Source organism: Streptomyces sp. NPDC048664 (assembly GCF_040650555.1).
Lineage (GTDB): Bacteria > Actinomycetota > Actinomycetes > Streptomycetales > Streptomycetaceae > Streptomyces.
Map to the genome: position 1 here is coordinate 15,368 of NZ_JBEZHK010000042.1, position 24,057 is coordinate 39,424.

Below are 24,057 nucleotides of genomic sequence, written 5' to 3' on the forward strand. Positions count from 1 at the left end.
TACGTCGCGCACCTGCTTGTATTCGCATCCGCATCTGCATTCGTATCGACGCGGTCGTCGCGCTGCCGTTCGGGCGTAAACCCCTCGAACGCGCGCGGCCGGGACCGTACGCTCATTGCCTCGATCCGCGCACCTCGATCCCTGAACCTCCCGACCCCGTGGAGAAGTGATATGCCAGGCGCTATCCATGCCGAAGGCCTGGTGAAGACCTTCGGCGATGTAAGGGCTCTGGACGGCGTCGACCTCGACGTCCCCGAGGGCACCGTGCTGGGCCTGCTCGGGCCGAACGGCGCGGGCAAGACCACCGCGGTCCGCTGTCTGACCACCTTGCTGCGCCCGGACAGCGGCACGGCGACCGTCGCGGGGATCGACGTGCTCAAGCGCCCCGACGCCGTCCGCCGCTCGGTCGGCCTGTCCGGCCAGTTCGCCGCCGTGGACGAGTACCTGACCGGCCGCGAGAACCTCCAGATGGTCGGGCAGCTCTACCAGATGAGAGCGAAGGCGGCCAAGCAGCGGGCCATCGAACTGCTGGAGCAGTTCCACCTGACGGACGCGGCCGACCGTCCCGCCAAGACCTACTCCGGCGGGATGCGCCGACGTCTCGACCTCGCGGCGGCGCTGGTCGTCCGGCCGCCGGTGATGTTCATGGACGAGCCCACCACCGGTCTGGACCCGCGCAACCGCCAGCAGTTGTGGGAGGTCATCGAGCAGCTCGTCTCCGGTGGCACGACCCTGCTGCTCACCACCCAGTACCTCGAGGAGGCCGACCGCCTGGCGCACGAGATCTGCGTGGTGGACCACGGCCGCGTGATCGCCCGCGGCACCTCCGACGAACTCAAGGCGCGCACGGGCGGTGAGCGGGTCGAGGTCGTCGTGCACGACCGCGAGCACATCGCGACCGCGACCGAGGTCCTGCGGGGCTTCGGCAAGGGCGACACCAAGGTCGAGGAGCACACGCGCCGGCTCACGGTCCCCGTCAGCGGTGGCGCCAGACTCCTGGCCGAGGTCATCAGGGAGCTCGACCTGCGCGGCGTCGAGATGGACGACGTGGGACTGCGCCGCCCCACGCTCGACGACGTGTTCCTGTCCCTGACCGGACATGCCGCCGAGGACGAGCCCGAGGACAACGGGGGGACCGAGATCCCCGAGGCCCGCAAGCAGGCGAAGGAGACCGCCAAGTGACCGCCGCCACCGACACCGTCCCCGCCGCGGCACCCGCGAACCCGATCGCCCAGTCCGTGCGCGACTCGCTGGTCATCGCGCGGCGCAACGTGATCCGGATGACCCGGATCCCCGAGATGATCATTTTCGGGCTCGTCCAGCCCATCATGTTCGTGGTGCTGTTCAGCTATGTGTTCGGCGGCTCGATCAACGTGCCCGGTGCGGGACTCAGCGCCTCCGGGTACCGCGAGTTCCTGATGGCGGGCATCTTCGCGCAGACCGTCACGTTCGCCACCGCCGGTGCGGGCGCGGGCATCGCCGACGACATGCACAAGGGGCTCATCGACCGGTTCCGTTCGCTGCCCATGGCCCGTGGCGCGGTGCTCACCGGCCGTACCCTCGCCGACCTGGTGCAGACGGCCCTGACTCTGGTGGTCCTCGCGGTGGTCGCCCTCCTGGTCGGCTGGCGCACCCATGAGAACCTCGGCAAGGTGCTCGCCGGATTCGCCCTGCTGCTTCTGCTGGGATACGCGTTCTCGTGGATCGGCGCGCTGATCGGGCTGACCGTGCGCACCCCCGAGGCGGCCACGTCCGGCGGGCTGATCTGGCTGTTTCCGCTGACCTTCGTGTCGAACGCGTTCGTGCCGTCGGCGAACATGCCCTCGTTCCTGGGGACCATCGCGGACTGGAACCCGTTCAGCACGACCGTGCAGGCCTGCCGCCAGCTCTTCGGGAACCTCCCGGCGGGCTACCCCGTGCCGGACTCCTGGCCCATGCAGCACCCGGTGTGGGCGTCGCTGCTGTGGTCCGTGCTGATCCTCCTGGTGTTCCGGACGCTGGCGGTGCGCAAGTACCGCAAGGCGGCCGGCTGATCATCCTGGGCGCCGCGCCCACACCGCGGGCGCGGCGCCCGTCCTTCCGCGCTTCACCGGCGCGGCGTGCCGAGATCAGCCGCGAGACGGGCCTATATCGGACGTAGTCGTCGCGAGAAGAGGGCCAGGCCATGAAGATCGCCGTCATCGGCGGGACCGGACTGATCGGTTCCCAGGTCGTGGAGATCCTGAAGGAGGCGGGGCACGACGCCGTTCCGCACTCCTTGTCCACGGGCGTGAACGTCATCACCGGCGAGGGCCTGGAGGAAGCCGTGGCCGGCGCCGACACCGTCGTCAACCTGACGAACTCCCCGGCCTTCGACGACACCTCGCTCGCGTTCTTCCGCACCTCGATGGACCACCTTCTCGCCGCGTGCGAGAAGGGCCGTGTGCGGCATGTCGTCATCCTCTCCATCGTCGGCGTGGACCAGGTGCCCGCGCTGGACTACTACCGGGCGAAGGTGCTTCAGGAGGACGTCCTGGCGGCCGGACCGATCCCTTACTCCATCGTGCGCGCCACGCAGTTCATGGAGTTCGTCGGCGCCGTCATGGACGCGACCACCGAGGGCGACACCGTCCGCCTCCCCCGAACGCCGCTTCAGCCGATCGCCGCCGCGGACGTCGCCCGCGCCGTCGCCGACGTCGCGCTCGGTGCCCCGCTGGGCGGTGTGCTCGACATCGCGGGCCCCGAGGTCTTCCCCCTGGACGAACTCGGCCGGCTCACGCTCGCCGCCCGGGGTGACGGGCGTACGGTCGTCACCGATGACACCGCGGGAATGTTCGCCGCCGTCCCGGGAGACGTCCTCACCGCCCCGGACGGTGCCCGGATCGCCCCCACCCACTACCGGGACCGGCTCTCCTGAACCCATGGCCGCCCCAGCGAAGGCAGCGACGCGTGCCGCCGGGTGACGGCCCGGCCACGGGCACGGGCGATCCCGGCGAGCTCGCGGAGGCCGAGGCGGTGTTCCACGCCGCCCGGGGCCGCATGTTCGGGATCGCCTACCGCATGGTCGGCAGTGTCGGCGAGGCGGAGGACATCCTGCAGGAGGTGTGGATCCGCTGGCAGTCCTGCGACCGGTCCCAGGTGCTCAACCCGCCGGCGTTCCTCACCACGACCACGACCAGGGTCGCGATCGACGCCCTGCGGTCCGCGCGCGTCCACCGCGAGACCTGTGTCGGCCCCTGGCTGCCGGAACCGGTCGACACCGCGGGTGACCCCGCGCTGGGAGCCGAGCGCGCGGAGGCGCTCGAGATCGCGGTGCTGATGCTGCTGGAGAAGCTCACCCCCACGCAACGGGCCGCCTATGTGCTGCGGGAGGCGTTCGACTACCCGTACGAGCAGATCGCGGAGATCATCGGCCGGACGAAGGAGAACGCACGCCAGGCGGTGAGCCGGGCGCGGAGACTCCTCGCCGAGGAGCGGCGGGTGAGCGTCGCGACGGCCGAGCACCAGCGGCTGCTGACCGCGTTCGTCGCGGCGGCCCGGTCGGGGGACGTGAGCGAGCTGGAGGAACTGTTCGCGCGCGACGTCGTGTCGTTCGCGGACGGCGGGGGCGCCGTGCGGGCCTCGAAGTTCCCCGTCCAGGGCCGTCGTCGCGTGGCGCGCTACGTCCGCGCGTTCGCCGGTGTCTTCTGGTCCGGTGCGGTGGTGGAACCGGTCGAGGTCAACGGCCGGCCCGCGGTGCGCCTGTCCCGGGAGGGGCGCACCGTCGCCGTGGTCACGGTGGGCGCCACGGCGGACGGCATCGACCGGCTGCTGTGGCTGATGAACCCGGCCAAGCTCACCGTGCTCGACGCCTGACCGAACGAGAACGCCCCCGGCGCCGCGAAGGGTGCCGGGGGCGTTCTCGATGGATCGGGGGCTCAGTCCTGGTAGGGCTCGGCCTTCAGGATCTTCACGGAGGCCTTCTTGCCGTTCGGCAGCTCGTACTCCGCGTCCTCGCCGACCTTGTGGCCGATGACGCCGGAGCCGAGCGGGGACTGCGGCGAGTAGGTCTCGATGTCCGTGCTCGCGTACTCACGGGAGGCGAGCAGGAACGTCAGGGTGTCGTCCTCGTCACCGTCGAAGGCGATCGTCACGACCATGCCGGGTGCGACGGCACCGTCGGCCGAAGCCGGAGCCTCGCCGACCTGGGCGTTCTCGAGGAGCTGGGTCAGCTGGCGCACTCGGAGCTCCTGCTTGCCCTGCTCCTCCTTGGCCGCGTGGTACCCGCCGTTCTCGCGCAGGTCGCCCTCCTCGCGCGCGGCGGCGATCTTGCCGGCGATCTCCGTGCGCGCAGGACCAGTAAGGTACTCAAGCTCGACCTTGAGCTTGTTGTACGCCTCCTGGGTCAGCCAGGTGACGTTCTCGCTGGTCTGGGTCACAGGTGCTCCTCGTCGGTGCTGGGATACAAGCGCATCGCCCTCCCAGAAGAATGTTCCTCCATGAGCGGGCGAAACCACGAGCCTAACAATTCCACGGGCGAAGGGGGAGGACATAGGCCGTCAGAAATACGTCGACGCAGGTCACGGACGCGAGAGCCGAGAGACCTCAGTCGGCGTGGCAGCCCAGCAGCTCGGCTGTGGTGCCCGGGGCCGTCGTACGCAGGGTGACGACCTTGTCGATACGCGTGGTGCGTCCACCGAACCGGAAGTCCGCACGCCCGACCTCGGTGCCGTCCGCCGACTGCGAGCGCAGGGTGCAGTAGCCGGTGGTGCCGGCGTCCTTGTGCACCTCGAGATGGGCCTGGACCGCGTTGTCCGACGCCTCGAAGGTGATGACCTCGGCGTTGATCTTGTTCTGGACGACGTAGTGGAAGGCGAACCAGCCGACGGCGATCAGCAGCAGCGCGCCCAGCGCGGCGCCCACGACCTTGAGGGTGCGGTCGGCCCGCGCGTCGGCGGAGCGGCCGTACCGGCCCTCGGGGAGCCGCGTGCTGGCCGTGCTCATGATCGTCCTCTCGGCGGGAAGCGGGACGAAAATCCCACAGGGGGCACTTCGGAGCGGACCCCGGAATTTTTCGCCCCCCGATTCGGTCACTATAGAAGCCGCCCGATGCAGCGAATGACGCCGGGCGCCGACTTGCCGAGTTACTGAGGATGAGTCTTGACTGACCAACTGCGACTGATGGCTGTTCACGCCCACCCCGACGACGAGTCGAGCAAGGGCGCGGCCACCATGGCGAAGTACGTGTCCGAGGGGGTGGCTGTGCTGGTCGTGACCTGCACGGGCGGGGAACGCGGCTCCATCCTCAACCCGAAGCTCCAGGGCGACAAGTACATCGAGGAGCACATCCACGAGGTGCGCAAGAAGGAGATGGACGAGGCCCGGGAGATCCTGGGCGTCGACCAGGAGTGGCTCGGCTTCGTCGACTCCGGCCTCCCCGAGGGCGACCCCCTGCCCCCGCTGCCCGACGGGTGCTTCGCCCTGGAGGACGTGGACAAGGCGGCGGGCGAGCTGGTCCGCAGGATCCGGGCGTTCCGACCGCAGGTGATCACCACCTACGACGAGAACGGCGGCTATCCGCACCCCGACCACATCATGACGCACAAGATCTCGATGGTGGCGTTCGAGGGCGCGGCGGACACGGAGAAGTACCCGGAGCAGGAGTTCGGCCCCGCGTACCAGCCGCAGAAGCTCTACTACAACCAGGGCTTCAACCGCCCCCGCACCGAGGCGCTGCACAACGCGCTGCTGGAGCGTGGCATGGAGTCGCCCTACGGTGACTGGCTGAAGCGGTGGGACGAGTTCGAGCGGGTCGAGCGCACCCTGACCACCCATGTCCCGTGCGCGGACTTCTACGAGATCCGGGACAAGGCGCTGATCGCGCACGCCACGCAGATCGACCCGGACGGCGGCTGGTTCCGCGTTCCGCTGGACTTCCAGAAGGAGGTCTGGCCGACCGAGGAGTACGAGCTGGCGAAGTCCCTGGTGGACACCTCCCTGCCCGAGGACGACCTCTTCGCGGGCATCCGGTAGCCCTGAGGGACAATGCCTGACATGAGTGCAAGCGCGAGCCTGGTAATGACGCACCTCGTCCCCCTCGCCGAGGTCGACCAGAACAAGGTCACTCCCGGTGTTCTCGGCTTCATCGTCTTCGCGGTGATGGCCCTGGCGGTGTGGGGCCTGATGAAGTCCATGAACCGGCACATGGGCAAGGTGGACTTCGCGGTGGACCGCGACGAGAGCGCCGCGGACGCCGCGGGCGGGACCGGGAAGAAGGGCTCCGGGAAGGCCGGCGGCGCGCCCGGCACCCAGCAGGGCTGACGCTTCCCCGGGGCCGTGACCCCTTCGGGCGCACGGCCCCGCAGGGCGGCCCGCGGCGCGATGCCGTGTGCCGCCGCCCCGGTGTGTCCGCGTGGCCGCAGGGCGGTGCGGCGCGGGCCGTGCGCGCCCGGTCGCCTCAGCCCGGCGTGACCACCTCCACCCCCATCACCTCCCGGGCGTGCCGGCCCGGCACCATGCCCAGGTCCCAGGCCTGCCAGCCGCTCTCCAGCCGCACGCCCCGCTCCAGCAGCAGCCCGAAGGCCCCCAGGTACTCCTCCAGCTTCTCGTCCCTGGCCGCGTGCCCGCCCCGGGCCAGCCGCGCCAGTTCCTCCTGCGCCACCGCCGTGCCCACCTCGACCCCGCCCGGGGAGGCGTAGGGCAGCAGGGTGCAGCGCAGGAAGCGGGCCCAGTCCCCGCCCCTGCGGTCGCCGTACGACGCGAACAGGTCCACCGCCTCGTCGCACAGCGCCAGCGCCTGCTGGGTACGGGCGTTCCCGGCGTCCACCACCGCCAGCTCCAGGCAGGTCCACGCCTCGCCGTGGGCCACGCCGATGCGCTGGAAGTCCGCCCGCGCGTCGGACAGCAGCTGGCGGGCGAAGCCGGAGTTGCGCAGCGAGCCGGTCCGGGCCGCCTGCTGGTCGCGGGTGGCCCGCGCCGAGTGATGCCGGGCGCAGGCCAGGCCGTACACGTCCCGCATCCGGGAGAAGAGCGTGCGCGCCCGTTCCAGTTCCCGGACCGCCTGGTCGAGGTCGCCCGCCTCCTCCAGGGTCTGGCCCAGGTAGTAGCCGGTCCAGGCCTCGCCGCGCGCGTCCTCGTTCTCCCGGTGGCGGCCGGCGGCCCGGCGCAGGGAGTCGGCCGCGGCCGTCGTGTCCCCGGCGACCAGCCGGGCGCGGGCCAGCTGGGTCAGGGCCCAGGCCTCGCCGCGCGCGTCGCGGGTGCGGGTGTACTGGTCCAGGGCCGTGCGCAGTTCCTCCTCCGCCCGGGGCACGTCCCCCAGGCGCAGGGCCAGCTGCCCCAGCTGGAAGTGGGCCCAGGCCTCGCCGTGCACCGACTCGTTCTCGCGGTGCAGGACCAGGGCGCGGGTGAGCAGGTCCAGGGCCGGTGCCAGAAGCGCCCGGTCGCGTTCCACGGCGGCCAGCGCGTGCATGGTCCACGCGCGGTCCGCCGCCAGCTCCGGCACGGCCTGCAGATCCATCGCCTCCCGCAGTCTCGCCGCCGCCTCGGTGAGGTTCCCCTGGTGGTGCAGGGTGATCCCGAGGGAGCACAGCGCCCGGGCCGCGCCCGCGTCGTGGTGGGCCTGGCGGTACAGGTCCACCACCGAGGCCAGGGTGGTGCGCGCCTTGTCCAGCTCGCCCAGCTGGCGGGCCGCGATGCCCGTACGCCACTGCACCGAGCGCACCAGCAGCCCCTGGTCGACGGCCTGGGTCAGCTCGCTGATCTCGCCCAGGCGGTAGAGGTCGCCACGCAGCAGGCAGTAGTCGCACAGGGCGCCCAGCAGGTTCATGACGGCCGCCTCGTCGACGCCCTCCGTGTGTCGCAGGGTGGCGGTGATGAAGCTCGACTCGTCGTCCAGCCAGCGCAGTGCCGCTTCCAGGGAGGTGAAGCCGTGCGATCCGAAGCGGTCGGAGCGGGTCGACATGTTGCCGTCCACCAGGCGCAGCACCGAGTCGGCCAGCTCCCCGTAGTTGACGATCAGTCGCTCCTGCGCGGCCGTGCGCTCGTCCGGGTCCTCCTCGTCCGCCAGCCTGGCCTGGGCGAAGGACCGTACGACGTCGTGCAGGCGGTAGCGGTCGCCGCGCACATGGTCGAGCAGGCCGGCGCGGGCGAGGGCCTTCAGCAGGCGGGCCGCCTCCGGCTCGTCCACGCCCAGCAGAGCCCCGGCCGCCGCCGCGCCCAGGGACGAGCGGCCCACCAGCGCGAGCCGCCGCAGCAGCCGCCGTGACGTCTCCGGCTGGTCCGTGTAGCGCAGCCACAGGGCCCGTTCGACCGGGGCGACCGGGCCGTACGCGCCGAGGTCCTGGGCCAGTCGGCGGGGGCTGCGCGGGCCGAGGGCGGAGCCGGCGACGCGCAGGGCCAGCGGCAGGCCGCCGCACAGTTCCCGGACGCTGTCCGTCGCCTCGGCGTCGTAGGGTCCCGGGTCGTCCTGGGCCGCCGTCCGCAGCAGTTCCTCCGCGTCGGCCGAGTCCAGCGCCTCGACGGGCAGCTGGTGCACGTGCGCCGGAAGGTCCCCGGGCAGGTCGAGGGGCCGGCGGGCGGTGACGAGGACCAGGCTCTCGGAGCGGTCGGGAAGGAGCGCGCGCACCTGTTCGGGATCGTGGGCGTCGTCGAGGACGATGGCGACCGGCAGGTCCGTCAGATGCTGGTGGTACAGCTCGCTCAGCCGTTTGACCTGCTGGTCCGGGGCCGAACGCTCGCGGAACAGCAACTGCTCGCGGGGCGCGCCCAGCCGGTTGAGCAGATGGAGCAGGGCGTCGCGCGTGGACAGCGGGCGCTCGCCGGGGCTGTCGCCGCGCAGGTCCACCACGCACGCGCCGCGGAATTGGTCCCGCAGTTCGTGCGCGGCGCGGATCGCGAGGGCGGTGCGTCCGGAACCCGGGGCACCGTGCAGCACGACCACCGCCGGTCCGGTCTCCGTTCCGGCGCGCGCCGCCTGGACCCACTGGCCGATCCGCGACAGCTCCCGGCGGCGGCCCGCGAACGGGCCGGACGGTTCGGGAAGTTGATCGAACGACTGATCGAGCACGGTGCGTCTGCGGGCCGCCGCGCTCTTGTCCGCACGGCGCAGCTGGGGCGAGCCCTTCCGGGGCGTGGTGGAGGAGGCGATCACCCGCTGCTGGTCGATGAAGGGGCGGATGCCGCGCACCTCCAGCGCCGTCAGCCACTGAAGACGAACCTGCTCCAGGCCCCCGGGCCGGCCGAGTTCCCCGGCCCGCCGACTGGCCGCGGGCAGATGGGAGGCGGTCACCTTCGCGACGGTCGCCGCCGCCCCCACGACCCCTGCGACCGCGCCCGCGGCGAGCGCCGTGCCGCCGTCCGTGCCCAGCGCGAGGTCCGCGACGCCCGCCGCGACCGCGGCCACGGCCGCCACCACCAGCCCGGACCCGGCACCCTCGCGCGCGTAGCGCCGGCCGAAGCTGAGCTGCCCCGCCTCCGCCTCGTCGAGGGTGCGTACGTACGTCTCGTACTCCTCCGCGGCCGTCGCGGCCAGGGAGTCGAGTGCCCCCCGGGCCCGCGACAGCAGCACGGCGCCGTCGGCGCGCCCGCCCGAACGCCGCACCTCCTCCTCCACGGCCCGCGTCAGCAGCCGCTCGGCCTCCGCCCGATGGCCGTCCCGCATGTCACGTCCCCCTCCGGCGTCAACTCAGCTTTCCCCCAGTGTCCTTCGGCCCGGACGCGAACGCGAGGGCGCAGGTCCCGCACGGGGCGACCGCGGCCTGCGCCCCGGCCGCCGACCGCCCCGTTCTTCGACGACGAACTCACCGCCGGCCGGTGAGCGCACCCGGCGCCCCAGCGCCTCCTGCGTCGCCCTGCCGTCCGGAAGGCAGGCCAGCAGGTGGTGGCCCGGCTCGTCCACGGCGGCGAGCTGGACGTCCCGCAGCCGCAGATCACCGGCCTGCGGGTGCCGGAAGTGGCGCACGGCGGGACGGAACGCGGACGTCTCCCGGCGGTCGTACCAGCGGGCCGCGTCATGACCGTGTTCGCGTCGGGCACCGCCGCGGCCACCCTCGTCGCCGGGGCGCTGGCGCAGCACATCGGCTGGCGGCCGGTCCTCGCCCCGCCCGGCCTGCTGGCCCTCTGCCTGGCCGTCGCCCTGCGCCGACTGCCGGAACCGCCGCGCGCGGTGCCCGGTGCGCTGCTCGCCCCCGTTCCGGATCGCCCTGAGTTCCCGCCGGCAGGGGTACGTCATGGCCGTCGCGATGTTCGAAGGAGCCGTCCTGCTGGGCTTCCTGACGTACCTCGCGCCGCTGCTGGAGGCCCAGTCCGCCTCGGCGGCGCTGACGGGTGCGGTGTCCGCGCGGTACGGCGTGGGCTCGATGGCCGCGGCGCGGATGGTCAGGCGCCTGGTCGGGCGCTGGACTCCGGTGCGGCTGATCGTGGTCGGCGGGGCGCAGACGACGGTGGCGTACGGCCTCGCTGCGGCCGGCTGCTCCGTGCCCGCGCTGGTGGGGGTGCGCTCTGCTGCTCGGGGGCGGCTGGTCGTTCATGCACTCCACGATCCAGTGCTGGGCCACCACCGTGACCCCGGCCACCCGCGGCACCGGCGTCGCGATGTTCGGCGTGGCCCTCTACGACGGCAGCGCCCTGGCCAGCACCTTGGCCGCCGGACCCGCGGGGAGGAACTCTTCGCTCTCGGCCCGGAGAGCTTCCAGCGGCGTCAGACGGATCCCAGGTCGACGGTGACGGGGAAGGGAGCGGCGGCCTTGATCGCGCCGGTGAACACCTCGCCTTCCCGGTAGGCCCTGGTGGCGGGGTCGAGGACGTAGGTGTAGGCGATCGGGACGCCGGTGGCGGCCTGTTCGATGCGCCAGTAGAAGGGGATGCCGGCCTTGGCGTACTGGTCCACCTTCACGATCCGGTCGGTGGTCTCCGAGCCGGGCGACACGACCTCCACGACCAGGAGTACGTGCTCGGGGCGGGTGGGCGTGAGATCGATGGTCTCCGCCCGGTAGAGGGTGACGTCCGGACGGCGGTTGGTCAGGGGAACGTCCTGCAGGCGCACGTCGAAGTCCGTGTCTGCGTTCCAGTCCGGGCCTGCGGCGGCGTCCAAGGCATTGGCCAGGATTCGGGCCAGCCGGTTGTGGCGCTTCGAGGCGCTCGGGCTCACGACGACCATCCCGTCCACGACCTCGATGCCGGCACACTGCTCATCGGACCAGGAGTCGTACTGTTCCGCGCTGATCTGGGTGTGCATCCACGCGGGCGCCACCATATCGGCGGTCATGGTGTGCCTCCTTCGAGGAGCCTCCGCAGTACCCGTGCTGCTCGGCTCAGCCTACTGTCCTGCGATCCAGCGGCGCCCGCCTGTGGAAAGGCGCGGTCCCCATGGCAGGGCAAGGCCCTGTGAGAGGCTGGGGCGTATGAACCGGTTGGCTGGTGTGACCTCGCCTTATCTGCTTCAGCACGCGGACAACCCGGTCGACTGGTGGCCCTGGGAGCCCGCCGCCTTCGAGGAGGCCCGGCGGCGTGACGTGCCGGTCTTCCTGAGTGTGGGCTACAGCGCCTGCCACTGGTGTCATGTCATGGCGCACGAGTCCTTCGAGGACGACGACACCGCCGCGTACATGAACGAGCACTTCGTGTCCGTCAAGGTCGACCGCGAGGAGCGTCCCGACGTGGACGCCGTGTACATGGAGGCGGTGCAGGCCGCCACCGGGCAGGGCGGCTGGCCCATGTCGGTGTTCATGACGCCGGACGGGGAGCCCTTCTACTTCGGCACGTACTTCCCGCCGGACGCGCGCCACGGTATGCCCTCCTTCCGCCAGGTTCTCGAGGGGGTGCACCAGGCGTGGGCGGGGCGCCGGAGCGAGGTGGCGGAGGTCGCCCAGAAGATCGCGCACGACCTCGCCGCGCGGGAGTCGGCCCAGGGCGACGCGCGGGCCCCCGGCGAGCACGAGGCCGCTCAGGCGCTGCTCGGGCTCACCCGGGAGTACGACCCGCAGCGCGGCGGGTTCGGCGGGGCGCCCAAGTTCCCGCCGTCCATGGTCCTCGAGTTCCTGCTGCGCCATCACGCCCGCACCGGTTCCGAGGGCGCCCTGCAGATGGCAAGCGACACCTGTGGGCGCATGGCGCGCGGCGGCATCTACGACCAGCTCGGTGGGGGCTTCGCCCGCTACTCCGTCGACCGGGACTGGGTGGTGCCGCACTTCGAGAAGATGCTCTACGACAACGCGCTGCTGTGCCGGGTGTACGCGCACCTGTGGCGTGCCACCGGCTCGGACCTCGCCCGCCGGGTGGCCCTGGAGACCGCCGACTTCATGGTGCGCGAACTTCGCACGGCCGAGGGCGGGTTCGCCTCCGCGCTCGACGCGGACAGCGACGACGGGCACGGCAGGCACGTCGAGGGCGCCTACTACGTCTGGACCCCCGCGCAGCTGGCGGAGGTCCTCGGCGCCGAGGACGCCGAACTCGCCTGCCGCCACTTCGGGGTGACCGAGGAGGGCACCTTCGAGCGGGGCAGTTCCGTCCTCCAGCTTCCGCAGAGCGAGGGCATGGCCGACGCGGCGCGGATCGAGTCGGTCCGGGAAAGGCTGCTGGAGCGCCGCGCGGAGCGTGCCGCGCCCGGCCGCGACGACAAGGTGGTCGCCGCCTGGAACGGCCTGGCCGTCGCCGCGCTGGCCGAGACCGGCGCGTACTTCGAGCGCCCCGACCTCGTGGACGCCGCCATCGGCGCCGCCGACCTCCTGGTGCGGGTGCACCTGGACGACCACGCCCGCCTCGCCCGGACCTCCAGGGACGGCCGGGTGGGAGCCAACGCGGGTGTGCTGGAGGACTACGCCGATGTCGCGGAGGGCTTCCTCACGCTGGCCTCCGTCACCGGCGAGGGCGTCTGGCTGGAGTTCACGACCCTTCTGCTCGACCATGTGCTGACCCAGTTCACCGGTGAGGGCGGGGCGATGTACGACACCGCCGCCGACGCGGAGAAGCTGATCCGCCGCCCCCAGGACCCGACGGACAACGCCACCCCCTCGGGTTGGACCGCCGCCGCGGGCGCCCTGCTGTCCTACGCCGCCCACACCGGTTCCGAACGCCACCGTGTCGCGGCGGAGCGGGCGCTGGGCGTCGTGAAGGCGCTGGGCCCTCGCGTGCCCCGCTTCATCGGCTGGGGTCTCGCCGTCGCCGAGGCGCTCCTGGACGGCCCGCGCGAGGTCGCCGTCGTCGGCCCGGCGCCCGACGACCCGGCCACCCGGACCCTGCACCGGACGGCGCTGCTGGCCCCGGCGCCGGGCGCCGTCGTGGCGGTGGGCACCGAGGGCAGCGAGGAGCTGCCGCTGCTCGCCGACCGGGTCATGGTCGGGGGAGAGGCGACGGCCTATGTCTGCCGCAACTTCACCTGCGACGCCCCGACCGCCGACCCCGCGCTGCTGCGCAGGGCCCTGAACAGCTGATACGCCGCCCGGCCGCCGTGGGACAGCCCTCAGGCCGGGCCGGGGAACTCGGCGAGGGCGCGTTCCACGATGGCCTCCAGCTGGTCGTGGTGCGCGCCCTTCCAGTAGGCGCGTCCGCATGCGGCGCACCGCGCGAAGACGTCGTAGGACCGCCGGGTGCCGTGTTCGAGCTGGTCCGCCACCTCGTCCTTCGTGGCGCCCCGCAGTAGGCCGTTGCACGCGGTACACCGCGTCCAGGGCCGCAGCTCGGGTGCGAACCGGTGGAGCACGTCGTGGAGTTGGTCGTCCGGCCGGGTGCTGTAGACGAAGGCGCCCGCCCACAGCTCCCGGCGGTGCAGCAGTCCCCGGTCGCGGCTGAGCATCACGCGCCGCTCGGCCGCCGAACGGGCCGCGAGCGCCGGGTCCCCGATGTCCGTCGACTCGTACGCCGCGTCCACGCCCAGCAACCGCAGCCGCCGGGCCAAGGTGCCCAGATGGACGTCCAGGAGGAAGCGGAGCGGGGCGCCGGGCACCCGCTGGGGGCGCTGGACGGGGCGCACCTCGACCGACTCCCCGGCCGCCGGCACATGGGAGGCCGACGCGGCGCGGCCGTCCACGAGGAGCGCCCCGACCTCGGTCAGCGGCACGCCCAGCGACTCCACGACATGGCCGAGTGTGGCGGCACCGTCGGTGACGACCTGCGTGGCGCCCCCGCGTCGCCGATGCGGGACGAAGAGCCCCAGCTCGGGGGCGAACTCGACGTGGATCTCCGGTCCGTTCACCTCGTCAGCATGGCACGGGGGCCCGTCAGGGGGCGTGGGATTTCCGGGGGCCGAGGCCGTGCTCCAGCACGTCCAGCGCGCGTATCGCGTACTCCCCGAGGTCGCCCTGCTGGTCGTGCTCGGCCCAGTGGCGCGACGCCTCCAGCAGGGCGCCGACGACGCTCGTGCAGTACACCCGCACCTCCAGGTCGTCGGGGTCGCGGCCGGTGCGCTCGGCGACCACCCCGCCCATGCTCCGGGCGGCCACGGCCAGGTTCTCGCTCATCCGGGAGCGGACCGCGGGCACCTCGGCGAGCAGGCGCCCGCGCAGCCGTGCCTCCGCGGGCGTCTCGTGCTCGCCCGACATGGCGCGGCCGAGGACGCCGCGGACCACATGGCGCAGCGACTCGGGCAGGGGCTCCCGTGCGGGCCGCCCCCGCAGTTCCTCCTCGATGAGCCGGTCGTACTCGTCGGTGACCACGATGTCCTCCTTGGTGGGGAAGTACCGGAACACCGTGGACGGGGAGACCTCGGCGGCCTCCGCGATCTGCTCGATGGTGGTCGCCTCGTACCCCTGCTCCCGCACCAGCCCGTAGGTCGCTCTGCGGATCGCCGCGCGCGTCTTGATCTTCTTGCGCTCGCGCAGCCCCAGCCGGGGTGCGGCGTCGCCGTCGGGGTCCCGCCGCGGTGTCGAGCCGTCCTTGAGAGTCGCCATGAAATGAGAGTAGCTTTCAAAAGGTAGCCACTGTCAATGAGGTTCGCTCGTGTGGGTGGCGGGCGTCAGGGCGGCGGGGTGGCGGGCGCGCGAAAAGGCCGCGGCCGAGGAGCCGCGGCCTGGGGAGCCGGTGGGGGGAAGGAGGGCGGAGCCCGTCTATCCGTGCTGGTACGCCACGAGCGAGATCCCGACGTAGTGCACGACGAACGCCGCCAGCGTGAGGGAGTGGAAGACCTCGTGGAAGCCGAACCAGCGGGGCGACGGGTTCGGCCGCTTGATGCCGTAGATCACGCCGCCCGCGCTGTAGAGCAGGCCGCCCACGATGACCAGCACCAGGACGGCGATCCCGCCGGCGCGCATGAAGTCCGGCAGGAAGAAGACCGCGGCCCAGCCCATCGCGATGTAGCAGGGCGTGTACAGCCAGCGCGGGGCGCCGACCCAGAACACCCGGAAGACGATGCCGGCCGCCGCCGCGCCCCAGATGCCCCACAGCAGCCACTGCCCCTTCCCGCCCGGCAGGAGCAGCAGGGTCAGCGGGGTGTAGGTGCCCGCGATGATCAGGAAGATGTTCGCGTGGTCGAGCCTGCGCAGGACGCCGTCCATGCGCGGGCTCCAGTTGCCGCGGTGGTAGAGCGCGCTGACGCCGAACAGCAGGCAGGCCGTGAGGACGTAGATGCCGCAGGCGATCCGCCCGCGGGTCGAGTCCGCCAGCGCCGTGAGGACCAGGCCGGCCACCAGGACGGCCGGGAACATGCCCAGGTGCAGCCAGCCACGGAGCTTCGGCTTGATCGGCTTGATCGACTGAAGGGGGTGGAGCGGGTCGGGCGAGGGCGACGCGACGGGACCGCGGCCGGCGTCCGGCGGGTCCATGGGCGCGTCGGGGGCGGGCGCAGTCATGGGCCGCATCGTACCTACGCAACCGTAAGTTACGGATCAAGGACGATCGGGATGCGACCGATATCACCCGGACCGTCCGCCCTGCGAGACAGCCCCGGCACCGCAAAAAATCCTTCAGCTGAATCCTACGTGCACGCAAAGAAACACGGTGACACGTGGCGATCCTCACTTTGCTCAGGTGTGACGTCCTCTGGACAGATGCGCAATCTCGTCAGAGGATCAAATGAGTGCGGTCGGCACCGGATGAGCGGGCTACGAAGCATCCGGGCCGCGGCCCCCAAGGGGCACTCGACAAAAGAACCCCTCATCTAGGAGCGATCGTGGCGCGCGACATCGCGGCTCCCTCTACCGTCCCCACCCAGCACAAGGACCTGATCTCGTGGGTCAACGAGATCGCCGAACTGACGCAGCCGGACAGCGTGGTCTGGTGTGACGGATCCGAGGCCGAATACGAGCGCCTGAGTGAAGAGCTCGTCCGCAAGGGCACCTTCAGGAAGCTCGACCCGATCAAGCGCCCGAACTCCTACTACGCCGCCTCCGACCCGACCGACGTCGCCCGGGTCGAGGACCGGACGTTCATCTGCTCCGAGCGGGAGCAGGACGCCGGTCCGACGAACCACTGGAAGGACCCCGCCGAGATGCGGGACGTCTTCCAGGGCGAGAAGGGCCTGTTCCGCGGCTCCATGCGCGGGCGCACGATGTACGTCGTGCCGTTCTGCATGGGCCCCCTCGGCTCCCCGCTCTCCGCGCTCGGCGTGGAGATCACGGACTCCGCCTATGTCGCCGTGTCCATGCGCACGATGACCCGCATGGGACAGCAGGTCCTGGACGAGCTCGGCGACCACGGCTTCTTCGTCAAGGCCGTCCACACCCTGGGCGCCCCGCTGGAGGAAGGCCAGGAGGACGTCCCCTGGCCCTGCAACACGACCAAGTACATCTCGCACTTCCCCGAGAGCCGCGAGATCTGGTCCTACGGCTCCGGCTACGGCGGCAACGCCCTGCTCGGCAAGAAGTGCTACGCCCTGCGCATCGCCTCCGTCATGGCGCGCGACGAGGGCTGGCTGGCCGAGCACATGCTGATCCTCAAGCTCACGCCCCCGCAGGGCGAGTCCAAGTACGTCGCCGCCGCCTTCCCGAGCGCCTGCGGCAAGACGAACCTCGCCATGCTGGAGCCGACGATCTCCGGCTGGACGGTCGAGACGATCGGCGACGACATCGCGTGGATGCGGTTCGGCGAGGACGGCCGCCTGTACGCGATCAACCCCGAGGCCGGCTTCTTCGGCGTCGCGCCCGGTACCGGTGAGCACACCAACGCCAACGCGATGAAGACCCTGTGGGGCAACTCGGTCTTCACGAACGTGGCGCTCACCGACGACAACGACATCTGGTGGGAGGGCATGACGGAGGAGACCCCGGCCCACCTCACCGACTGGAAGGGCAACGACTGGACCCCCGAGTCCGGCACCCCGGCCGCCCACCCCAACGCCCGTTTCACCGTGCCCGCCTCGCAGTGCCCGATCATCGCCCCGGAGTGGGAGGACCCCAAGGGCGTGCCGATCTCGGCCATCCTCTTCGGTGGCCGCCGCGCCTCCGCGGTGCCGCTGGTGACGGAGTCCTTCGACTGGAACCACGGAGTGTTCCTCGGCGCCAACGTCGCCTCCGAGAAGACCGCGGCGGCCGAGGGCAGGGTCGGCGAGCTGCGCCGCGACCCGTTCGCGATGCTGCCGTTCTGCGGCTACAACATGGGTGACTACATGGGCCACTGGGTCGACGTCGCCAAGGACAAGGACCAGTCCAAGCTGCCCAAGATCTACTACGTCAACTGGTTCCGCAAGAACGACGAGGGCGCGTTCGTCTGGCCCGGCTTCGGCGAGAACAGCCGCGTCCTGAAGTGGATCGTGGAGCGCCTGGACGGCAAGGCCGAGGGCGTCGAGACCCCCATCGGCGTCCTGCCGACGAAGGCCGCCCTGGACACGAAGGGCCTGGACCTGTCCGAGTCCGACCTGGAGTTCCTGCTCACCGTCGACAAGGACGTGTGGCGCGAGGAGGCCGCCCTGGTCCCCGAGCACCTCAACACCTTCGGCGACCACACCCCGAAGGAACTCTGGGACGAGTACCGCGCACTGGTGCAGCGCCTGGGCTGACGCCCACCGAGAACTCCGCGGCCGGTCCGGCATGCCCTGACCAGCGATGTCGTCACGAAGGCCGGTCGCGGAGACAGCACCGCAGATGGGCCGGGGCCCCGCACAACGGCGTGCGGGGCCCCGGCCCATGTGCGCGCCCGGTCCTCGGCCGCGCCCGTTCCTCGGTCGAGCGGGCCCCGGCTGAAGGCCCCGTGTCCCGCCAGGTCGGCGGCCGGGGGTGGCGGCGTGATCCCGGTGTGCGACGGGAGGTCGCCGTTCCGGGAGTCCGTACGCCGACGCCCCGTGGCCGGTCCGAGGGCGATGCGAAGGCGGTGCGCGGGCGGTGCGACGGGCCCGGAGGCGGGGCCGGGGCGGCCTCATGGCGCCCGGTCCGCGCGACGCTGCGGGTGCACGCGGACCGGGGCCGTCCGGGGGAGCCGCCTGGTGCGGCCCGCGGGGAGGGGTCAGCCGGCGGCGGCCGGTTCCCTCGGGTCGGCCGGCGCCGCGCTGTGCGCGTCCATGCGCTGCGCCGCCAGGATCGCCACCGCCGTGTCGGCGCGGGACGCCGCCACCAGCAGGGCGCGGCTGGCCAGCGCGTGGGCCCTGCGGTGCAGGGGTGCGGCGGGTCCGGCGGGTGCGGTCCGGGTCGGCGGCGCGTCCTTGGGTTCGGGCAGCGCGGAGCCCTCGCGCAGTCGGGCCACCTGTCCGGCGAGCCGGCGGGCGGCCTCGTCCAGGTCCTCGGTGGGCTCCAGGGCGCGCAGTTCGTCGGTGACGGCGAGCAGGGCCACCAGATGCCCCGCGAGCTGGATGTCCAGCTCCTCCTCGCGCGAACGGTGGGGGAAGGCGGGGGTCGTGCCGGCCATCGAGTGCACGGACTTGGTGCGGATCGCTTCGTACATGGGATGGCCTCCTGTGCTCCGACAGGAAGCCATCCTAGCTTGGATTTCGTCTAAAGTTGAAGTGGATCGCGCCTCAGGGGGATCTCGGAGGGGATCTCAGGGCTGGCTGTAACCGTCGAGGAAGTGGCCGATACGGGTCACCGCCGAGGTCAGATCGGCCACCGTGGGCAGGGTCACCACACGGAAGTGGTCGGGTTCCGGCCAGTTGAAGCCCGTCCCCTGCACGACCATGATCTTCTCGCGGCGCAGCAGGTCCAGGACCATCCGCCGGTCGTCCTTGATCTTGAACACCTTGGGGTCCAGGCGCGGGAAGAGATACAGCGCACCCCTGGGCTTCACGCAGGACACGCCGGGGATCTGCGTCAGCAGCTCGTACGCCGCGTCCCGCTGCTCCTTCAGGCGGCCGCCCGGCAGCACCAGGTCGTCGATCGTCTGGCGGCCGCTGAGCGCCGCCACCACGCCGTGCTGGCCCGGCATGTTGGCGCACAGGCGCATGTTGGCGAGGATCGTCAGCCCCTCGATGTACGACTCCGCGTGCGCCCGGGGGCCGGAGACCGCCATCCAGCCCACCCGGTAGCCCGCGACGCGGTACGACTTCGACATCCCGTTGAACGTGAGGGTCAGCAGGTCGGGGGCCACCGCGGCCGTGGGGGTGTGGGTCGCGCCGTCGTACAGGATCTTGTCGTAGATCTCGTCGGAGCAGACGAGCAGGTTGTGGCGGCGCGCGATGTCCGTCAGGCCGCGCAGCACCGCCTCGTCGTAGACCGCGCCCGTGGGGTTGTTGGGGTTGATGATCACGAGCGCCTTGGTGCGGTCGGTGATCTTCCGCTCCACGTCCGCGAGGTCCGGCATCCAGTCCGACTGCTCGTCGCACCGGTAGTGCACCGCCGTGCCGCCGGACAGCGAGACCGCCGCCGTCCACAGGGGGTAGTCCGGCGCGGGTACGAGCACCTCGTCGCCGTCGTCCAGCAGGGCCTGCATCGCCATCACGATCAGCTCGGACACGCCGTTGCCGATGAAGACGTGCTCGACGTCCGACTCGATGCCGAGGGTCTGGTTGTGCATCACGACCGCCCGGCGCGCGGCGAGCAGGCCCTTGGCGTCGCCGTACCCGTGCGCCGTGGAGACGTTGCGCAGTATGTCCTCGAGGATCTCGGGCGGGCACTCGAAGCCGAACGCGGCCGGGTTGCCGGTGTTGAGCTTGAGGATGCGGTGACCTGCTGCTTCCAGCCGCGTCGCCTCCTCGAGAACCGGGCCCCGGATCTCGTAGCAGACGTTGGCGAGCTTCGTGGACTGGATCACCTGCATGCCCGCGAGCTTACGGGTGCGTAACGCTTCGCGCCGCGTGTTTTCCACCACGTGGAGCGGGGCGATACGAGCTGTCACCGGACGGCGGTGAGGCCCTCGGGCTCGGCGCGCCCCGGGATTCGGCGGCTCGGACGCATCGGTGGTGAGAGGGGTGGGGCGGATGCGGAGGGGTGGGGCGTCCGTCGCCCGTTCCCCCGTTCGAGTGCACGGCGGCGGTAGGGGCGGGTGCCGGCGCGGCCGAAAAGGGCTCCTTGTTCCCCTGCGTCTCCCTGTTCACAATGCACATGACAAATTCATGGCAAGCCCATCAAGAGGGGACCCCACATGAAAAAGCCTCTCGTTGCCGCGCTCTTCGCTCTGGCGCTCGCCGGAGCCGGAGCCGTGCCGGCGGTCGCGGAACCCCAGTCCGAGGCCACGGCGCACACGGCGAGCGCGACAACCCGGGCGAGCGCGAAGGCGCCCGCCGCCCAGGCCGTCACCTTCGCGGGCACCGTCTCGCTCAGCAACTGCTCCGGCTCCGTCATCCGCTTCCCGAACTCCGCGGACAACGACCCGGCGCTCGTGCTCACCAACGGCCACTGCCTGGAGACCGGCTTCCCGGACCCCGGCGAGGTCATCACCGGCCAGTCCTCGAGCCGCTCCTTCGGCCTGCTGAACTCCTCCGGCAGCAAGATCGCGACGCTCCGCGCCACCAAGGTCGTCTACTCCACGATGACCGACACGGACATCACGATCTACCAGACCACCCGCACCTACGCGCAGATCAAGAGTTCCTACGGCATCAACGCGCTCACCCTCTCCGACTCCCACCCGGTCGCCGGTACCGCCATCAAGGTCGTCTCGGGCTACTGGAAGAAGACCTACAGCTGCGCCGTCGACGGGTTCGTCTACCGCCTCAAGGAGGGCGGCTGGACCTGGAAGGACTCGGTCCGCTACACCTCCGCCTGCAACACCATCGGCGGAACCTCCGGGTCCCCCGTCGTCGACACCGCCACCGGCAAGGTGGTCGCCGTCAACAACACCGGCAACGAGGACGGCGAGCGGTGCACGGAGAACAACCCCTGTGAGGTCGACCAGAACGGCAACGTGACCATCCACGAGGGCATCAACTACGCCGAGGAGACCTACCTCATCCCGGCGTGCTTCGGCACCGGCAACGTGCTCAACCTCAACGCGAGCGGCTGCACCCTGCCCAAGCCGTGACCCCGCGCCGCCCCCGGCCACGGCCGGGGGCGGCACCGGGACGCGCGCCGGCCGTGGTCGTAAAAGCGCGGGCCGGTCGTGGCCCTGGAAGCGCCTGCCGGGTGTGGGGCGTGGTCCTAGAAGAACGTGCGGATGAAGTCGACCACCGTGCCGTCCGCCTCGGCCACCGGGATCAGCTGCCACTTGTCGAAGGACGTGCACGGGTGGGAGAGGCCGAAGCCGATCCAGTCGCCGACCTCCACGTCGGCCCCGGGGCCGGTGCGTAGCCACAGGTGCTGGTCGGACAGGGCCGTCACCTCGATCTCCGCGGCCGGTCGCTCGACGCCGTCCCGGCGCACCGCCAGGGCCACCGGGAGATCGAGGTCGTAGGCGGCGTCCCGCTTGCCCGCGTTGACGAACGCCTCGGCCGCCGACGGGCGGGACACCACCTGGGCCCACAGCCGGAACGCCGGTTCCAGAGCGCCCTCCTCGGGCACCCGGTTGAACGGGCTCTGCCTGCGGTAGTGGACGTCGTCGTGCGTGATGTACGCCCCCGAGCGCAGCAACTTCAGGACGGGCAGCGAGAGGGCCGGGATCCGGGCGAAGACGTCGGCGACCGTGTCGAACCACTCGCTGCCGCCCGCGCTCACCACGATCTCCCCGGCTCCCGAGAACCGTCCCGCCCGGTCGAACTCCACGGCGATCCCGGTGAGACGGCGCAGCCAGGCGTCCACCCGCTCGGGCGACGCCTCGGGCACCTGCGCCTCGTACCCCGCCACACCCACCAGGCGCAGCGTGTCCGTGCCCGCCACCGCGTCCGCGACCGCGGCGGCGTCCGCCTCGGTGCGCACCCCGGTGCGGGCACCCTCGCCCGCGCCCAACTCGACGACGACCTCCACCGGCAGGTCGGTTGCGCCCCGCAGGGCCGCGTCCATCAGTTCCACGCCGCGCACGGAGTCGACGTAGCACAGGAAGCGGAATCCGGGGTCGGCTGCCAGTTCGGCGGCGATCCAGCGCAGGGCCACCGGGTCGACCAGCTCGTTCGCGAGGAAGATCCGCTGAATCCCGAACTCCCGTGCCACACGTACCTGGTGGGGGACGGCGAGGGTGACTCCCCACGCCCCGTGCTCGATCTGACGGTGGAAGAGCTGGGGCGCCATGGACGTCTTGCCGTGCGGGGCGAAGGCGAGGCCGTGGCGCTCCGCGTACGTCTCCAGCAGGCCGAGGTTGTGCCGCAGGCGCTCCGCGGAGAGGGTGAGCAGCGGAGTGGTGAAGCCGCCCGTGAACAGATCCCGGCGCTGGGCGGCCAGTTCGGCGAGCGTCAGGTCGCCGGCGTCCGGCGGGAGCCCCTTGAAGCGGTGGTCGGCGCGTTCCGCCTCCAGGGCGGCGAGGCGTTCCGCGGCGATGGCGGCGTCCATGGGGTCCTCCTGGCGAGTGGGTCGCGTCCTTGGGCCGGGAGAGGTCCTGTGTCCTGTGCCCGGGAAAAAGGGAAGATTGGTAACGATGGCGGGGGCGGGTGTGTCCGACGCGGGATCTTCGACCATACTGCCGCTGTGGAGCAGCGCATTGGTTCGAGCAGCCAGCCCCTGGACGGTGCCGGGGTCGACCCGGCCTTCATCCCCGGGCTCATCTCACCCGTGTCCGCCGCCGAGCCGGAGGGCGCCGAGCCGGGCGGTACCGGGCCCGAGCCCGCGGAGCCCGAGACCGCCGAGGCGGACGGCGTCGCGCAGGCCGCCGAGCCGGACGCGGTGAAGGAGCCCGAGCGCACGGACGCGGACCAGGAGGAGCCGGCGCGGGCCGCGGACGAGCCAGGTGTCGACGAGCCCGGCGTCGACGGGCCGGTCTTCGAGGCCTCCGACCGCCGTGCCCGCATCGTCGCGGACGCCGCCGGTGTCCGGCTCAGCCTGGACGACCAGGAGTGCGAGTTCCGCTGGGACGAGATCGGCGCCGTGGAGACGGAGACCGCGCGGTTCGGGAAGCGGTTCACGGTGACCGTGCACACCCCCGACCGCCGCTGGTACCCGATCGAGATCGACGCCGACTCCCGCTCGCGCTTCGCCGACTGGGAGGCCGGCCTCGACCAGGTCCTGGACGCCTACTTCGAGGACAGCGACGGCGGCGAGGACGCCGGTGCGGGGGAGCCCGAGGACGCCGGGACGCGGGAGACGGCGTCCGCCGCCACCGGCCAGGACGACTGACCGGGCACGTCACGATCGCGTGGACTGACGGCTGTCCAGCCGTGGGGTGAACGCGACGTCCGGGCCGAGCCGTCCACGGCCTGAGTCTCCACGGGCCGGCGGCGGTCCCCGGGGCGCGTCCCCACCCTCCCGCGGTCGACTCAGGCGCGCCGCGTCGTGGTCCGCAGGGCCAGGTGGGCGCACAGGGTGGCCAGCGGGAGTTCCGCGCAGACTGCCATGACGAGGGCCGAGACGAGGTCGGAGCCCGCGTGCGCGGTCGTGGTGTCGAACCAGGCGTCGACCACGAGCAGCGCCGACGTCGCCGCGGCCGCCGGCGTGTGGCGGTCCTGGCCGCGGGTGGCGAGGACACCGGTGATGATCAGACCCGCCGCTTCCAGGGCGTCGAGACCCACCCATGCGACAGGCCGGTGCGCCGCGTCCATGCCGGCGGGCAGGCCTGTCGCCAGCACGTACAGCCAGGGCAGCAGTGCCGCCCCGCAGACCATGAGCAGCCATCCGGCCCGCCGTACCCCGCGCACCGCTTCCGCTTCCGTTTCCTCGGAACGTCGAAGGTCCTGCTGACGCATGATCGAAACTCCCCCGTGAGCCGTCCTGTCCACGGCTCAACCCT

General features: G+C 71.9%; 23 protein-coding genes. 11 read left to right on the forward strand and 12 right to left on the reverse strand.

Features of this window, described 5'->3' with window-relative positions:
* The first annotated feature begins 171 nt into the window (after positions 1 to 171).
* The 4 genes from AB0C59_RS31795 (at position 172) to AB0C59_RS31810 (ending at position 3,834) form a co-directional block, all read left to right on the forward strand.
* On the forward strand, positions 172 to 1,182 hold the full coding sequence (locus tag AB0C59_RS31795) for an ATP-binding cassette domain-containing protein (RefSeq protein ID WP_363010775.1): 1,011 nt from the start codon (positions 172 to 174) through the stop codon (positions 1,180 to 1,182).
* Positions 1,179 to 2,033, forward strand: a complete 855-nt coding sequence (locus tag AB0C59_RS31800) for an ABC transporter permease (protein ID WP_363010777.1) — start codon at positions 1,179 to 1,181, stop codon at positions 2,031 to 2,033. The genes AB0C59_RS31795 and AB0C59_RS31800 overlap by 4 nt, the downstream gene beginning before the upstream one ends.
* A 131-nt stretch (positions 2,034 to 2,164) precedes the next feature.
* Entirely contained in the window at positions 2,165 to 2,896 is a 732-nt protein-coding gene (locus AB0C59_RS31805; protein ID WP_363010779.1) for an SDR family oxidoreductase, read from the forward strand.
* Between the two features lie 32 nt (positions 2,897 to 2,928).
* The gene (locus AB0C59_RS31810; protein WP_363010781.1) at positions 2,929 to 3,834 is read left to right on the forward strand and encodes an RNA polymerase sigma-70 factor; all 906 of its coding nucleotides are present in this window, start codon (positions 2,929 to 2,931) and stop codon (positions 3,832 to 3,834) included.
* A gap of 62 nt (positions 3,835 to 3,896) precedes the next feature.
* On the opposite strand, the gene greA is transcribed toward AB0C59_RS31810, so the two are convergent.
* Positions 3,897 to 4,397 (reverse strand): transcription elongation factor GreA, encoded by a 501-nt coding sequence (gene greA / locus AB0C59_RS31815; protein WP_363010783.1) that lies wholly within the window; start codon positions 4,395 to 4,397, stop codon positions 3,897 to 3,899.
* A gap of 166 nt (positions 4,398 to 4,563) precedes the next feature.
* Complete coding sequence (locus AB0C59_RS31820; protein WP_363010785.1) at positions 4,564 to 4,962, reverse strand: DUF4307 domain-containing protein; 399 nt, start codon at positions 4,960 to 4,962, stop codon at positions 4,564 to 4,566.
* A gap of 156 nt (positions 4,963 to 5,118) precedes the next feature.
* Between AB0C59_RS31820 and mca the strand changes: the two genes are divergently transcribed.
* The gene (gene mca / locus AB0C59_RS31825) at positions 5,119 to 5,991 is read left to right on the forward strand and encodes a mycothiol conjugate amidase Mca (protein WP_363010787.1); all 873 of its coding nucleotides are present in this window, start codon (positions 5,119 to 5,121) and stop codon (positions 5,989 to 5,991) included.
* 12 nt (positions 5,992 to 6,003) lie between these two features.
* A complete protein-coding gene (locus AB0C59_RS31830; protein WP_363010789.1) occupies positions 6,004 to 6,279 on the forward strand; it encodes a hypothetical protein in 276 nt (91 codons plus the stop codon).
* A gap of 136 nt (positions 6,280 to 6,415) precedes the next feature.
* Here the strand turns inward: AB0C59_RS31830 and AB0C59_RS31835 are convergent, their stop codons facing one another.
* A complete protein-coding gene (locus AB0C59_RS31835; protein WP_363010791.1) occupies positions 6,416 to 9,616 on the reverse strand; it encodes a tetratricopeptide repeat protein in 3,201 nt (1,066 codons plus the stop codon).
* Positions 9,617 to 9,640: 24 nt separating this feature from the next.
* Positions 9,641 to 10,186 (reverse strand): hypothetical protein, encoded by a 546-nt coding sequence (locus tag AB0C59_RS31840; protein ID WP_363010793.1) that lies wholly within the window; start codon positions 10,184 to 10,186, stop codon positions 9,641 to 9,643.
* Here AB0C59_RS31840 and AB0C59_RS31845 point away from each other — a divergent pair.
* Positions 10,185 to 10,736, forward strand: a complete 552-nt coding sequence (locus tag AB0C59_RS31845; protein WP_363010795.1) for a hypothetical protein — start codon at positions 10,185 to 10,187, stop codon at positions 10,734 to 10,736. The two genes, AB0C59_RS31840 and AB0C59_RS31845, sit on opposite strands and share 2 nt — an antisense overlap.
* On the opposite strand, the gene AB0C59_RS31850 is transcribed toward AB0C59_RS31845, so the two are convergent.
* Positions 10,655 to 11,221, reverse strand: coding sequence for a Uma2 family endonuclease (locus tag AB0C59_RS31850; RefSeq protein WP_363010797.1), 567 nt, complete (start codon positions 11,219 to 11,221; stop codon positions 10,655 to 10,657). The genes AB0C59_RS31845 and AB0C59_RS31850 overlap by 82 nt on opposite strands.
* A gap of 136 nt (positions 11,222 to 11,357) precedes the next feature.
* On the opposite strand from AB0C59_RS31850, the gene AB0C59_RS31855 reads away from it, so the two are divergent.
* Positions 11,358 to 13,385: a thioredoxin domain-containing protein gene (locus AB0C59_RS31855; protein WP_363010799.1), complete on the forward strand. Its 2,028-nt coding sequence runs from the start codon at positions 11,358 to 11,360 to the stop codon at positions 13,383 to 13,385.
* Positions 13,386 to 13,414: 29 nt separating this feature from the next.
* Here AB0C59_RS31855 and AB0C59_RS31860 read toward each other — a convergent pair whose 3' ends face one another.
* The 3 genes from AB0C59_RS31860 to AB0C59_RS31870 all read right to left on the reverse strand — a co-directional run bounded on the left by AB0C59_RS31860 (position 13,415) and on the right by AB0C59_RS31870 (position 15,737).
* Complete coding sequence (locus AB0C59_RS31860; RefSeq protein ID WP_363010801.1) at positions 13,415 to 14,146, reverse strand: Mut7-C RNAse domain-containing protein; 732 nt, start codon at positions 14,144 to 14,146, stop codon at positions 13,415 to 13,417.
* Positions 14,147 to 14,171: 25 nt separating this feature from the next.
* Positions 14,172 to 14,840 (reverse strand): TetR family transcriptional regulator, encoded by a 669-nt coding sequence (locus AB0C59_RS31865; RefSeq protein ID WP_363010803.1) that lies wholly within the window; start codon positions 14,838 to 14,840, stop codon positions 14,172 to 14,174.
* A gap of 156 nt (positions 14,841 to 14,996) precedes the next feature.
* Positions 14,997 to 15,737: a hemolysin III family protein gene (locus tag AB0C59_RS31870; RefSeq protein WP_363010805.1), complete on the reverse strand. Its 741-nt coding sequence runs from the start codon at positions 15,735 to 15,737 to the stop codon at positions 14,997 to 14,999.
* Between the two features lie 320 nt (positions 15,738 to 16,057).
* On the opposite strand from AB0C59_RS31870, the gene AB0C59_RS31875 reads away from it, so the two are divergent.
* Positions 16,058 to 17,881, forward strand: coding sequence for a phosphoenolpyruvate carboxykinase (GTP) (locus AB0C59_RS31875; RefSeq protein WP_363010806.1), 1,824 nt, complete (start codon positions 16,058 to 16,060; stop codon positions 17,879 to 17,881).
* 443 nt (positions 17,882 to 18,324) lie between these two features.
* On the opposite strand, the gene AB0C59_RS31880 is transcribed toward AB0C59_RS31875, so the two are convergent.
* On the reverse strand, positions 18,325 to 18,759 hold the full coding sequence (locus AB0C59_RS31880; RefSeq protein ID WP_363010808.1) for a hypothetical protein: 435 nt from the start codon (positions 18,757 to 18,759) through the stop codon (positions 18,325 to 18,327).
* A gap of 96 nt (positions 18,760 to 18,855) precedes the next feature.
* Positions 18,856 to 20,067 (reverse strand): pyridoxal phosphate-dependent aminotransferase, encoded by a 1,212-nt coding sequence (locus tag AB0C59_RS31885; protein WP_363010810.1) that lies wholly within the window; start codon positions 20,065 to 20,067, stop codon positions 18,856 to 18,858.
* Positions 20,068 to 20,391: 324 nt separating this feature from the next.
* Between AB0C59_RS31885 and AB0C59_RS31890 the strand changes: the two genes are divergently transcribed.
* Positions 20,392 to 21,270: a serine protease gene (locus AB0C59_RS31890; protein ID WP_363010812.1), complete on the forward strand. Its 879-nt coding sequence runs from the start codon at positions 20,392 to 20,394 to the stop codon at positions 21,268 to 21,270.
* A gap of 116 nt (positions 21,271 to 21,386) precedes the next feature.
* Here the strand turns inward: AB0C59_RS31890 and AB0C59_RS31895 are convergent, their stop codons facing one another.
* Positions 21,387 to 22,667 (reverse strand): amino acid deaminase, encoded by a 1,281-nt coding sequence (locus tag AB0C59_RS31895; RefSeq protein WP_363010814.1) that lies wholly within the window; start codon positions 22,665 to 22,667, stop codon positions 21,387 to 21,389.
* 135 nt (positions 22,668 to 22,802) lie between these two features.
* Between AB0C59_RS31895 and AB0C59_RS31900 the strand changes: the two genes are divergently transcribed.
* On the forward strand, positions 22,803 to 23,447 hold the full coding sequence (locus AB0C59_RS31900) for a hypothetical protein (protein ID WP_363010816.1): 645 nt from the start codon (positions 22,803 to 22,805) through the stop codon (positions 23,445 to 23,447).
* Positions 23,448 to 23,587: 140 nt separating this feature from the next.
* Here the strand turns inward: AB0C59_RS31900 and AB0C59_RS31905 are convergent, their stop codons facing one another.
* Complete coding sequence (locus AB0C59_RS31905; RefSeq protein ID WP_363010818.1) at positions 23,588 to 24,013, reverse strand: hypothetical protein; 426 nt, start codon at positions 24,011 to 24,013, stop codon at positions 23,588 to 23,590.
* Positions 24,014 to 24,057 lie beyond the last annotated feature (44 nt).